This window comes from Caballeronia udeis, assembly GCF_001544555.2.
Lineage (GTDB): Bacteria > Pseudomonadota > Gammaproteobacteria > Burkholderiales > Burkholderiaceae > Caballeronia > Caballeronia udeis.
This window is the reverse complement of sequence record NZ_FCOK02000011.1, coordinates 53,243-65,968: the sequence shown is the minus strand read 5'-3', so window position 1 is coordinate 65,968 and position 12,726 is coordinate 53,243. Positions and strand designations below refer to the sequence as shown.

The 12,726-nt window shown below is 62.5% G+C and carries 13 protein-coding genes; 4 read left to right on the top strand and 9 right to left on the bottom strand.

All coding sequences use genetic code 11. The features are described 5' to 3' along the window. The first annotated feature begins 83 nt into the window (after positions 1 to 83). The 4 genes from AWB69_RS10720 to AWB69_RS10705 all read left to right on the top strand — a co-directional run bounded on the left by AWB69_RS10720 (position 84) and on the right by AWB69_RS10705 (position 5,783). Positions 84 to 833, top strand: a complete 750-nt coding sequence (locus tag AWB69_RS10720; protein WP_062084967.1) for a flagellar brake protein — start codon at positions 84 to 86, stop codon at positions 831 to 833. A 354-nt stretch (positions 834 to 1,187) separates the two neighbouring features. Next, the gene (gene flgK, locus AWB69_RS10715; RefSeq protein WP_062084882.1) at positions 1,188 to 3,143 is read left to right on the top strand and encodes a flagellar hook-associated protein FlgK; all 1,956 of its coding nucleotides are present in this window, start codon (positions 1,188 to 1,190) and stop codon (positions 3,141 to 3,143) included. 10 nt (positions 3,144 to 3,153) lie between these two features. After that, a complete protein-coding gene (flgL, locus tag AWB69_RS10710; protein ID WP_062084881.1) occupies positions 3,154 to 4,428 on the top strand; it encodes a flagellar hook-associated protein FlgL in 1,275 nt (424 codons plus the stop codon). 239 nt (positions 4,429 to 4,667) lie between these two features. Beyond that, positions 4,668 to 5,783 (top strand): Fic family protein, encoded by a 1,116-nt coding sequence (locus tag AWB69_RS10705; protein ID WP_062084880.1) that lies wholly within the window; start codon positions 4,668 to 4,670, stop codon positions 5,781 to 5,783. Positions 5,784 to 5,805: 22 nt separating this feature from the next. Here AWB69_RS10705 and fliR read toward each other — a convergent pair whose 3' ends face one another. From fliR to fliJ, 9 genes are all read right to left on the bottom strand, one after another. Then, positions 5,806 to 6,597, bottom strand: coding sequence for a flagellar biosynthetic protein FliR (fliR, locus tag AWB69_RS10700; RefSeq protein WP_062084879.1), 792 nt, complete (start codon positions 6,595 to 6,597; stop codon positions 5,806 to 5,808). A 2-nt stretch (positions 6,598 to 6,599) separates the two neighbouring features. Next, a complete protein-coding gene (fliQ, locus tag AWB69_RS10695) occupies positions 6,600 to 6,869 on the bottom strand; it encodes a flagellar biosynthesis protein FliQ (RefSeq protein WP_062084878.1) in 270 nt (89 codons plus the stop codon). Positions 6,870 to 6,903: 34 nt separating this feature from the next. Next, entirely contained in the window at positions 6,904 to 7,680 is a 777-nt protein-coding gene (gene fliP / locus AWB69_RS10690) for a flagellar type III secretion system pore protein FliP (protein WP_062084877.1), read from the bottom strand. Then, complete coding sequence (gene fliO, locus AWB69_RS10685; protein ID WP_062084876.1) at positions 7,680 to 8,216, bottom strand: flagellar biosynthetic protein FliO; 537 nt, start codon at positions 8,214 to 8,216, stop codon at positions 7,680 to 7,682. The genes fliP and fliO overlap by 1 nt, the downstream gene beginning before the upstream one ends. Then, entirely contained in the window at positions 8,213 to 8,587 is a 375-nt protein-coding gene (gene fliN, locus AWB69_RS10680; RefSeq protein ID WP_404606477.1) for a flagellar motor switch protein FliN, read from the bottom strand. The genes fliO and fliN overlap by 4 nt, the downstream gene beginning before the upstream one ends. A gap of 55 nt (positions 8,588 to 8,642) precedes the next feature. Next, positions 8,643 to 9,641: a flagellar motor switch protein FliM gene (fliM, locus tag AWB69_RS10675; protein ID WP_062084874.1), complete on the bottom strand. Its 999-nt coding sequence runs from the start codon at positions 9,639 to 9,641 to the stop codon at positions 8,643 to 8,645. 75 nt (positions 9,642 to 9,716) lie between these two features. Next, positions 9,717 to 10,211 (bottom strand): flagellar basal body-associated protein FliL, encoded by a 495-nt coding sequence (fliL, locus tag AWB69_RS10670; protein WP_062084873.1) that lies wholly within the window; start codon positions 10,209 to 10,211, stop codon positions 9,717 to 9,719. 410 nt (positions 10,212 to 10,621) lie between these two features. Continuing rightward, positions 10,622 to 12,205, bottom strand: a complete 1,584-nt coding sequence (locus AWB69_RS10665; protein WP_062084872.1) for a flagellar hook-length control protein FliK — start codon at positions 12,203 to 12,205, stop codon at positions 10,622 to 10,624. A gap of 56 nt (positions 12,206 to 12,261) precedes the next feature. Then, positions 12,262 to 12,711, bottom strand: coding sequence for a flagellar export protein FliJ (gene fliJ, locus AWB69_RS10660; protein WP_062084871.1), 450 nt, complete (start codon positions 12,709 to 12,711; stop codon positions 12,262 to 12,264). Positions 12,712 to 12,726 lie beyond the last annotated feature (15 nt).

Here is a 12,726-nt window from a genome sequence, read left to right as displayed (position 1 = left end):
ACCCGCAGGGTCCGGTTGGACGCTCAAACAGTCCCGGGAAACGGGACGCGAGCGAGCAAACGAACACGGCAAGCTCCATGAACATGAATCCGCCAAACGGTTCCGGCATCGCAGACGACGAGTCCGACACTCACGATTTCGGCCGGCGTAATCCGCTGGAAATCGGTGTCTCCCTGCGCAACCTCGTTCACCGGGCCGATTTCCTGACTGTCGATCACGGCAGGGGGCAGATCGTTACCCGCCTGCTCGACGTGAATCCGGCGGCGCATACCTTCGTCTTCGACTGGGGCGGCATTCCCGAGCAGAACGAGGCCATGCTGCGCACGGAAAACCTGATGTTTCACGCGAGCCCCGACGGAATCCGCGTGGAATTCGCGACCGGCACGCCGCGCGAAGTCGTCTTCGAAGGCCGCCCGGCGTTCGAAGCGGATTTTCCGCCAGTGCTGTTCTACATGCAGCGGCGTGAGTATTTCCGCGTGGAAGCGCCCGTGCTCGATCCCTATATCTGCAGCGGCGAACTGCCGAACGGCGAGCGTTTCCGCTTTGAAGTGAACGACCTGTCGCTGGGCGGCGTGGCGCTGCGGACCATGGACGAGCGGGTTGCATCCATGGAGGTCGGCCTGATCCTGCATTCCGTGGAACTGCACTTCAGCAACCCGGGCAAGGTGGTGCTCGACCTGCAACTGATGTCGAACCGGCAGACGGAGAATACGAAGGGCGAGCCGCGCTATACGCTCGGCTTCAAGTTCATGAGCTTGCCGGGCTCGGCGGAAAACACGCTGCAGCGCCTGATTACGCAACTCGAGATGAAGCGCCGGTCGCTGGCGCGCTAAGCTTGATGCGATTGATGCGGCGGCGAGCTCCGTGCTCGCTTCGCTCATGTCCGCTCACGTTCGAGCACCCAACGCCTTTCCCGCGTAACACCCACCCCGTTCCATCCGGCGAACTGACGCCCAATCCCCCCGTTGCTTCATCGATTGCCCCGCTCAATGCCGATGAATAATCCGTCATGGCGCAGTGCGCGTGCGGGTTTCGCCGGAGCCTGAGCCTGAGCCGGGCGGCGCTCAAACCACGCGCGCCCCGAACCACCGCGCCGGGATTCAACTTTTTCTGCAATCGGCCGATATACACCAGTTACCGTCAGACAGCGGCGGCCCGGGTTTTGGGCCTTTACCAGGATTCCTTGCATGTCCCTATTCGATATCGGCGTCAGTGGTCTCAATGCGGCCCAATGGGGTTTGACGACTACCGGACAGAACATCAGCAACGCCGCGACCCCTGGCTACACCCAGGAAAAGCCGGTGTACCAGGAAGCGTCGGGGCAATATACGACGTCGGGTTATCTGGGCTCCGGGGTGACGACGGCGACTGTCCAGCGCTCATACAGTTCGTTCCTGACCACGCAGCTCAATGCCGCGCAGTCCAACAGCAGTTCGCTGAACACCTACTATTCGATGTTGTCGCAGTTGAACAACATCGTGGGCGATCCGACAACGGGTGTTGGCGCCGGCATGACGAGCTATTTCACGAGCTTGCAGTCGGTGGCGAACAGCCCCGCCACGACGTCGACGCGGCAGTCGCTGATGAGCAGCGGGCAATCGCTTGTCGACCAGATGAATGCTGCGGCTGCGAACTACAACCAGCTTCGCTCCGGCGTCAACCAGTCGCTTACCAACGCGGTCACGCAGATCAACAGCTACACCAACCAGATCGCCACGCTGAACGGCCAGATTGTGACCGCGAGCGCGCAGGGCCAGCCGCCGAACCAGTTGCTCGATGCGCGGGATCAGGCGGTATCGAACCTCAGCCAGTTGACGAACGTGCAGGTCACCACGGTCAACGGCATGTACAACGTGTCGATCGGCACGGGCCAGCCGCTGGTTTCGGGTACCACGGGGTATCAACTGCAGGCGGTGACGTCGACGTCGGACCCGAGCGAGTTGTCGATCGCGTATGCATCGCCGACCGGCTCGCCGCAGACGCCCGCGCAAACGCAATATCTGCCGGACTCCACGTTCGGCGGCGGTACGGTAGGCGGATTGCTTGCGTTCCGCAGCCAGTCGCTCGATCCGGCGCAGGCCCAGCTTGGCTCGCTCGCGACCAGTTTCGCCGCGCAGCTGAACCAGCAAAACGCGCTGGGCGTGGACCTGAACGGCAACCCCGGCACCGCGCTGTTCTCGACCGGCAGCCCGACCATCTATGCGAATTCGCGCAATACGGGCACTGCTCCGCTAAGCGTATCGATTGCGAATCCGACCCAGCCGACCAACGGCAACTACACGCTGTCCTACAACGGCACCAACTACACGCTCACCGACAGCGCGAGCGGCGCGGTCCTCGGCACCCTCGCGCCCACTTCAACCGCAACCGGCGCGGTCACCGGCACGATCGCGGGCCTGAATATCTCGGTGACGAGCGGCATCATGAAGGCCGGCGATTCGTTCAACATCCAGCCAACGAGCGGCGCGCTCGCCGCCTTCACGCTGGTGACCACGAACCCGACCGCAATCGCTGCAGCGTCTCCGGCGGTGGCATCGGCGGGAGCGAGCAACGCAGGCACCGCGAACATCTCGGCGGCGACCGTGACAGCCGGATATTCGATCCCGAGCAGCATGACGCTGACGTACAACTCGACGGCGCAGCAATTTACGTCGAACGTGCAGGTCACGTTGCCGAACGGCACGACCGTTGCGCCGGGTTTGCCGATCGCCTACAACCCCGCGCAGGGTCTCACCCTATCGAACGGTACGGGTGTCAGCGCAACGATCAGCGGCACGCCGGCAAATGGCGATACCTTCACCATCGCGGCGAACAAGGGCGGCAGCAGCGACGGCAGCAACGCACTCGCGATGGCGAATCTCGGGTCGGCGAAGTCGCTGAACGGCGGCACGGACTCGTTGACGAGCGCGTACGCGAACTACGTCAACCAGATCGGCAACGAGACCAACAATCTGCAGAGTTCCAGTACGTCGGCGACCGCGGTGCTCACGCAGGCGACGTCGGCGCAGCAGTCAGTGTCGGGCGTGAACCTGAATGAAGAGGCCGCCAACCTGATTCAGTACCAGCAGTTGTACCAGGCCAACAGCAAGGTCATCCAGACCGCCTCCACGCTGTTCACAACGCTGCTCGGCATTTTCAACTGAGGTTTTCACGATGCGCATCTCCACCTTCGAGTACTTCACGTCGGGCGTCTCGACGATGAACAATCAGCAGGCATCGCTCTCCAACCTGTATGCGCAGATCTCATCGGGCAAAAGCTTGCAGACCGCGGCGGACAATCCGCTCGGCGCCGCGCAAGCCGTGGCGTTGACCGCGCAGGCGGCCAACCTCGCGCAATACTCGACCAACCAGTCGTCTGCGCTGACCTCGTTGCAGCAGGAAGACTCCACGCTCACGAGTGTGACGAACGTGATGCAGAGCATCCAGTCGCTGGTGGTGAATGCCGGCAACGGCACGCTCAACGACACCGACCGCAGCGCGCTCGCGACCCAGCTCCAGGGTTATCGCAGTACGCTGATGACGCTCGCCAACACCACCGACGCCAACGGCAACTACATCTTTGCCGGCTTCCAGGGCGGCTCGAAGCCATTCAACGACAACCCCTCCGGCGTTGGCGCGACCTACGCGGGCGGCCCCGGGCAGCGGCAGGTGCAGATTTCCGACACCCGCACGATCAACGTCGCGGATCCGGGTTCGGCAATCTTCCAAAGCGTTTCGTCGAACGAAAGCGCGCCGGTTTCGTCGGGATCGGCCGCTAACACCGGGTCGGGCACGATCAGTCCGGTCAGCGTGACCAACAGCAGCGATCCTGCCAACTCGTCGACCTACACCATCACTTTCGGCACCACGACCACCGGGACGCCGCCCACGACCTCGACCGTCAGCTCGTACTCGGTCACGGCTCTGGATCCGGCGACGGGCACGACAACGACCGTGACCCCGCCGACCCCTTACACGGCCGGCGGCAACATCACGCTCGGTTCGCAGACCGTCGCTATTTCCGGGACGCCGGCATCGGGCGATACATTCACCGTGGCGCCGGCGAACACAGGCAACGTCAGCGATACGGACATTTTCTCGACGCTCGATTCGCTGGTGAATGCGCTGAAGCAGCCTGCCGATTCGACCTCCGCGCAGGCGACGCTGCAAAACGCGCTGACCACGGCGGGTACGAAAATCAGCAACACGTTCAACAACGTGCTGACGACGCAGACAGCGGTAGGTGGCCGCGAGCAGGAAGTCACGGCGACGCAGACCGCGATGCAGACAACCTCGACGCAAACCGCCAGCAATCTGTCAGACCTGGTCAGCGTCAATCTGCCCGCAGCGATCAGCCAGTACGAAATGACGCAGACCTCATTGCAGGCCGCGCAGCAGGCGTTTGCGCAGATCCAGAAGATGTCGCTGTTCAACTACTTGACCGGCTAAGCGCCGGGGGCGAGCAGGGAAGGAATTGATGTGGGCAGTGGGATGTGTTTTGGGCCGCCGGTTTGAAGGGCGGCCCTTTTTATCGGGCGGCGTATGGGCGGCGTTTGGGCGGCGCCGATGCGTCTGGAACGCCTGGAACCCTTGCAGCCAAATGCGTGCGGTGAATAGAGAGCTTATTATCCGCATTTAATGCGGAGAATAAATCACCCTTTGCGGTGATTACGCCTCATAATCACCGCATGAAACGCGGAGAATGGACTTTTATCTGGGAGGATCCTGACTGGCCGGCCTGGCGCTACGATCTGTCGGTGATCGCCGCGCCGCTGGCTGCGGTCAGTCGCGCCCAAGGTCTGCTGCTCGGCCGGCTCGCCGATGTCGGTTTGACCCTGCGCAACCAGGCGAGCCTGATCGCGCTGACGGAGGACGTGCTCAAGACCAGCGAGATCGAAGGGGAAAGGCTGAATGCGGACTCTGTCCGATCGTCTATCGCCCGCCGGCTTGGGGTGGATATCGGCGCGCTTGCACCCGTCGACCGGCACGTGGAAGGCGTGGTCGAAATGGTGCTCGACGCGACCGCCCGTTGCAACGCGCCGCTGACTCGCGAGCGCTTGTTTGCATGGCATGCGGCGTTGTTTCCCACCGGCTTCAGCGCGTTGTCCCGGATCCAGATCGGCGCATGGCGCAACGACGAAAACGGCGCCATGCAGGTTGTCTCTGGACCCATCGGCCGCCAGCAGGTTCATTTCGAGGCGCCGCCGGCTAATCGCCTCGAGGCCGAGACTACGCGTTTCCTCGACTGGCTCAATCGCGACTCCGAAGTGGCTCCGGTGATCAAGGCCGGGCTGGCGCATTTGTGGTTTGTCACGCTGCATCCTTTCGACGACGGCAACGGCCGCATTGCCCGGGCAATAGGCGACTTGCTGCTCGCCCGCGCCGACGGCAGTCCGCAGCGCTTCTACAGCTTGTCCGCGCAGATCCAGTCCGAGCGCAGCGCTTATTACGACATCCTCGAGCAGACGCAGCGCGGATCGCTCGACGTAACCGCGTGGCTCACATGGTTCCTGGACACGTTGCATCGCGCAGTGGACAACGCCCAGCACACCGTGGACACAGTGCTGGTCAAGACGCGTTTCTGGCAGCGCTGGGCTGCCGCTCCATTCAACGAGCGGCAGATCAAGCTGCTGAAGCGGCTGCTGGATGGTTTCGACGGCAAGCTGACCAGCAGCAAGTGGGCCGCCATAGCGAAGTGTTCGCCGGATACAGCGTTGCGTGACATCGGCGAATTGATGGCATTGGGGGTGCTGCGGAGATCGATGTCAGGCGGGCGCAGCACGGCGTACGAGCTGGTTGATTGACTGCTGCCACTTGAGCGGCGTGCTAAAGCGCAGCCGCGACGCGCCCCATCTGGTCGATGCCACTCTCGAAAATGCGTTGAAAGAACGGGATCATGTTGGGGATCATCAACTGGATCAGCAGGAATCCGACCAGCATGGTGACCGGAAAGCCCACCTGGAAAATTCCGATCTGGGGCGCCGCGCGATTCAGGATGCCCAGCGCCAGATTGGCGATCAGCAACGCGGTGACCACCGGCAATGACAGCAACAAGCCCGTGGAAAATACGCTCACGCCGTACGTGGCAAGCGTCTGCCAGCCGCGCGCATAGACGGCCGAACCCAGCACGTTCGCGCTCACCGGCACGCTTTGAAACGTCTGCACAAGGGCGCTGATCATTTGCAGATGGCCGTCGACCACGAGGAACGCCAGCATGGCGATGGTGTTCAGATACCGCGATATCACCACCGAATTCCCGCCCTCACGCGGGTCGTAGAGCATCGCGAAACCGAGGCCCATTTGCATGCCGATAAACTCGCCGGCGGCATCGATGGCAGCGAACGCAATCTGCATCGTCATGCCGAGCGCCGCGCCGACCAGGAACTGATTGACGATGATCATCACGCCATCGGCGGAAAACACGGTCACTTGGGGCAACGCGCCAATAGTGGGCGCCACGATCAGCGCGAGGAACGCGGCCACCGCGACCTTGACGCGAATCGGAATGGCCTGCTGGCTGAGCAGCGGGGCGGTTGCGATCAGCGCGAGAATGCGCGTGAACGGCCAGAGGAAGGACGTCAGCCAGAGATTGAGCTGCGCGTAAGTGACGGAGAACATCGTCAGCCGGTGATGGCGGGCGTGATGGTGAAAACGTGGCGCATGTAGTCGAGCAGCGTTTCCAGCATCCACGGACCGGCGATCACGAGCGTGAGCGCCACCGCGAGCAATTTCGGAATGAACGAGAGCGTGCTTTCGTTGATCTGGGTCGCGGCCTGGAACAGGCTCACGACCAGGCCGACCACCAGCGCGACCAGCAACAACGGAGCGGCGAGCAACAGCGCCACGTACATGGCCTGATGCGCGATCGACATGACGGATTCGGGTGTCATCGTGTGAGTCTCGGTCCTGGTGTCTTTCTCTGCTCTACGATACGAAGCTCTGCGCAAGCGAGCCGATCAGCAACTGCCAACCGTCCACCAGCACGAACAACATCAGCTTGAACGGCAACGAAATGGTGGTGGGCGACACCATCATCATCCCCATCGACATCAGCACGCTCGCCACCACCATGTCGATGATCAGGAACGGAATGAAGATGGTGAAGCCAATCTGGAAGCCGGTCTTGAGCTCGCTGGTCACGAACGACGGCACCAGCAGCGAGAGCGGCACGTCCTCGGGACCGTTCATGGGCGGCGCCTTGGCAATCCTGGCGAACAGCGCGAGATCGGCTTCGCGGGTCTGGCGCAGCATGAATTGCTTGAACGGCGCGACGCCGCGCGTCATGGCCTGGTCCATCGTGATCGTGCCGTCGGAGAACGGCTTGTAGGCGTCGGCGTAAGCGCGGTCGAGGACCGGCGACATCACGAACAGCGTGAGAAACAGCGCGAGTCCGACGAGCACCTGGTTAGGCGGCGTGCTGGTCGTGCCCAGCGCCTGCCGCAACAGCGACAGAACAATGATGATGCGCGTGAAGCTCGTCATCATCAGCAGCATGGCCGGCAGGAACGACAGCATCGTGAGCAGCAGCATCGTCTGGACGCTGAGCGAATACGTCGTGCCGCCGTTCGGGCCAGCGCTGGTGTTGAACGCGGGAAGTCCTGCGGTGCTTTGCGCGAAAGCGGTATAGGGGAGGGCCAGCATGACGACGGGCAGCAACAGCCTCGCCAGTCTCACGCATCGTGCTGGAAAACGAGCCTGCATTACTTGCTCCCGCCCGCGAACTTTTGCAGACGCTTGGTCGCTTCACCAGCGAGGGCATCGCGAAAACGTTGACCGAAACTGCCTTGCAGCGGTTGGCCCTCGGGGGGGGCGCCTGCTTCCGTGCCGTTAAGGGCCACCGACCCCGCCGGCATGGTGTGCAGCAACCGCACATTGCCGGGCGCCGCGCCGAGCACGAGCCATGTATCGCCGATCTCCACCACCGAGACGCGCTCCTTGTTGCCCAGCGACGCCCCGCCAATCACCTTCACGAGACCCGTGCGCTGGCTGCCCGCTACGCCGAATTTGCGCGCGAGCCATGCGCAGCCGAACACGAATGCAATCACGATTGCCAGTCCGAGCAGCGTCTGCAGCACCGCGCCCACTCCGAGCGACGGCACGGCCGTGCCCGCGCCGACGCCCGATGCAATCTGCGCCGCGTGATTGACGGCGTTCATGTCGGCGGCGTGAGCCGTGTGGGCGACAAGCGTCATGGCAAGTGCTGACCATGCGGCAAGCGCGGCGGCAAAGCGTTTCATCGATTCAACTTCCTGATGCGTTCGGACGGCGTGATGATGTCGGTGAGACGGATACCGAACTTGTCGTTGACCACCACGACTTCGCCCTGCGCGATCAGGCAGCCGTTGACCAGCACGTCCATCGGTTCGCCGGCCAGGCCGTCGAGTTCCACCACCGACCCCTGCGCCAGTTGCAGCAGGTTGCGGATCGCGATCTTGGTCCGCCCGAGTTCCACCGTCATCTGCACGGGGATATCGAGAATCATGTCGATGTCATTGCGTGTCGAGGGCGCCTCGACTTTCGACAAAGGCTGGAACACTCCCGCTGACGAAGCCGTTGCCGGCGTTTCATTGCCGTTCTGTTCAGCCAGCGCGCTTGCCCAGTCGTCCATGCCGAAGTCCTCGCCCTTGAGCGGATCGGACGGCAGCGTGCCCGGTTCAGTTACGTCACTCATATCCACCTTCCTTCATCGTGTCGGTTGCGCTGATCATCTTCTGGACGCGCAACGCGTATTGACCATTGAAAATTCCGTAGCCGCATTCCATGACCGGCACGCCGTCCACTTTTGCCGTGACCACTTCGGGCACATTGATCGGCAGGACGTCGCCTGCCCGCATGTTGAGAATCTTTTCGAAGGTCGTGCCGATCTCCGCCAGATCCACCGTGAGTTCCACTTCGGCCGCCTGCACTTGCTGCGACAACACGCGGATCCAGCGGCGATCCACTTCGAGCGCTTCGCCCTGGATGGGTGAGGAGAGGATGTCGCGGATCGGTTCGATCATCGAATACGGCATGCAGATGTGCAGCGTGCCGCCGGTCGTGCCGAATTCAATGGAGAACTGCGTGACGATCACGATCTCGTTCGGCGTGGCCACGTTCGCGAACTGCGTGTGCATTTCCGAGCGCACGTATTCGAAGTTAAGCGTTCGCACCGATTTCCACGATGCCGCGTAGTGTTCGAATACGAGGTTCAGCAACTTGCTGATGATGCGTTGTTCGGTCTGCGTGAATTCGCGGCCTTCCACGCGCGTGTGGAAACGGCCGTCGCCGCCGAAGAGGTTATCGACGACAAAGAACACCAGGTTCGGATCGAACACGAACAGCGACGTGCCGCGCAACGGCTTGACGTGGACGAGGTTCAGGTTCGTCGGGATCGGCAGGTTGCGGGTGAATTCGCTGTACTTCTGCACCTTCACCGGACCGACCGAGATTTCCGCCGAACGCCGCATGAAGTTGAAGATGCCCACGCGCAGGAGACGCGCGAAGCGGTCGTTGATGATTTCCAGGCCGGGCATCCGGCCCCGGACGATGCGTTCCTGCGTCGCGAGGTTGTAGGGGCGTACGCCATGGTGGCGCGTTTCGTCGGCAACAGTGTCGACTTCCCCGGTGACGCCCTTGAGCAGGGCATCCACCTCCTCCTGCGACATGAACTCTTCGTGGCCCATGAGTGTTCCTTGGTTCCTGTGCGCGGTTGCTTTTGCTTGTGCTGAAGCGGTTGAAGGCGAGGGTGGTTGCGCGGATTATTGAACGACGAATTCCGTGAACAACACTTCCTGGACGCGTGCCGGACTGTCCGGCGTGCCCCCCGTCTTCTGGACCGTCTCCAGCAGTTCCTTCGCAAGCTCACGCTTGCCGTCGATCCCCGCCAGATCGTCCGGACGCTTCGCCGACAGCAACATCAGAATGTGGCTGCGTACTTCCGGCATGCGCTCGGTCAGCGCGGTTTGTGCCTTCTGGTCCGGCAGCTTCAGCGTCAAGCCGATCCGCAAGTAGTGCATGGTGTCGTCGGACTGGAGATTGACCGTCATGGACTCCAGAGGGAAGAACACCGGGGGTGCTGCGGGCGCCAGCTTCGCCGCCGCCCCGGATTCAGGCTTGTGCTGGAAGTAGTAGTAAGCACCAGCAGCACCAGCGCCCAGCAAAACGATAAGACCCAATACGATCAGCAAGATGCGCTTCATCCTGCCGCTCTTCACGTTGACAATAGGTTGTTGAGTTGCGGTGGTGCTTGCCATGATTGCGGACCTCTTTCTGTAGCCTGAATTGTTGGCGAAAGTGAGTCTCTGCGATGGCCCGAACAGAAGGGGTTATTAGGGCTAACTCGTGAGTTTGGGTTTTGTTGGTGCGGATCGACGAGTGGATTTTGCTTAAGCGCGGGGGGATTTGAGCGAGGGCTTTCGGAGGGCGTAGCGGGGGCTATGCCTGATTGCAGGGTTTCTGCGTTAGCGGTCGGAGTCGCTGTTTTAAGGGTCTGTGGCCCCGCGGATTCCAACATGAACACGCTTGGCCACGAGTGTCGGGCAAGCACCAGAGCTCAAGGATTTTGTACGGCTCTCGCCGTCTTTATGGCACGTCGTCTTCACCCAATGACGCCCGGCCCGGCTCTGGTTATAAGCTCACTCGCGAGCGTTGCGCTCGCCCCGCTTCAAGCAAATGTGTCGACCAGCCCCACCTGCTTACGCACCGGCATGCTGATCGCGCTCAGTGCATCCACGCTTCCCGCGTCATCCGTGCCGCTCATTCCACCCGAGCCTCGGCCGCCCGCTCCCGACGACGCTCCACCACCCTGCTGGCCCGACTGCTGACCTGCGAAACCATTGCTGACGCTTGCGCTGCCCAAACCAATTCCGCTCGCCTGCATCGCTTCACGCAAAGTCGGTAACGCTGCCTCGACAGCCGCCCGGACCTGCGCATGTGTCGAAACGAACAACGCGTGCGCATGGTTGTCGGTGACCTGCAATACCACTTGCAACGGTCCCAGATCCTTCGGATTCAACGTCAATTCAGCACTCTGCTGGTGACCATTCGACAGAAACACCACCTTCTGGCTGAACGCCTCGTCCCATCCACTCGACCCGACATGCGGTGCAATGGCTGCACTGCCGGCTGCCGCTGCCGCACTCTGGACTGGAGCGCTTCCCGCCGTCGCCGACGCTGCCTGCATCGAAGCCGAATGCGCTGCAGCGTCAGCAGTCGCCTTGTACGCGGCGCTGCCGTCATCGGCCGGTGTCGCGGTCGCCAGCGCCGTTGCATCGGCTTGTTGCGAAGCCGATGCCGTGCCGGTTTGCTGCGTCACCGATGCACGGCTCGTGGAATCACCCGCAGACGCTGTCATCGATACCGCCCGACCCGACTGCCTCGAACCACCCGCCTTTCCACCCGCGTTGGCATTTGCAGCGTTGGCCGCGTTCGCCGCATTCGCACCATTCGCCAAAGCAGCGGCCGCCGCTGCCGCAGCATCGGGCGATGGCGTCGCGGCACCCTGTGTATTCGCCAACTGCGCAAGGGCAGCCTGAACCGCGGCATCATCCGCGGCCTTGGCGTCGCTCGACTTGTCTTTCGATTGCGTGGAAGACGTCGCGCTCATCGCTTCCGCAGCCATCGCGGCAGTCGCCGGGTCGGTCGAAGCCGTGGCCGGATCCGCGGCCGCCGCCCCGCGCGCTTTCAACATTGCCGCTGCGGTCGCCGCCGCAGTCGCTGCTGCCGCTGCGGCAACAGCTTCCGGTTGCGCCTTCGCCGCATCCGCCTGAGCGGCCGCGTCGGCTGCGCTTGCGTCAGCCGCCGTCGTGGATGCCGTCGCCGTCGAGCTAGTCGATCCCTGTGCCTGATTGGCCGTGGATGAAGCCGATGAAGCCGATGACGCGGACGAAGCCGTCGCCGCCGCCGAAGTTGAGCCCGCCGCCTGCGTCTGATCTGCAGCCGCAGCCTGATCCGCGCTATCGGCCTGGTCTGCCGCCGCTTTAGCTTGTGCAGTTGAAGCGTCGTCGGGCTTGGGCGCGTCGTGGACGCTGCCGCGCGCGGCCGATGCCGCCGTCGCGGCTTTCGCCGCCTGCGCTTGCGCCTGCACGCGCGCCTGAGCGGCCGCTTCCTCGTTCGCCTTGGCGGTTATGTTATGCAGCGTCGATACAAACGATGCCGCCGCGTTATCGCTCGCCGACGTTGCCGCCGCGTTCCGCGATTGGGCAGCGCTCAGGCCAAGCATCGTGCTGGCAGAATTAACGGTCGACATACTGGGCCCCTTGTATCGTATCCACGATAAAAATCGCTAAAATATTCAAGCCAACTTCATGCCTTTTCGGCGCGCATCCGCAACATCTTGGAAGCATGCTCATCGGAGTCCCGCTGTTCGATGCGTGCCTCCTGCTTCGCCTTCACCAACTCGCCGCGCGCAGCCAGCACTTCGTACGAGCCCAGCTTCTGCTTGCGCTGCTGCCATTCGGGCTTGGCCGCTTCCAGCCGCTGGTTCGCGCCCGCGAGCAGCACACGCTGCTGGCTGATGGCCGAGTCGAGGGTATCGACGAATGCCTGGAAGTTGCGCAGCGTCTGCGCGGTCGTGCCTTCCTGCGCCGACGCCGTAAAACGCGCGTGATACTCGTCGCGATACGTAACCAGCGAGTTCAACTGCGTCTCCACCTCGTCACGTTCTTGCTGGAGCTTGCCAAGCTTTTTCGTGGCAGCCTCCAGTTCTTCTTCCGCGAGGTTGATCAGGGTCTTGATCGGCAGATGCTTGGACATGGAAGTCAGGTTCCT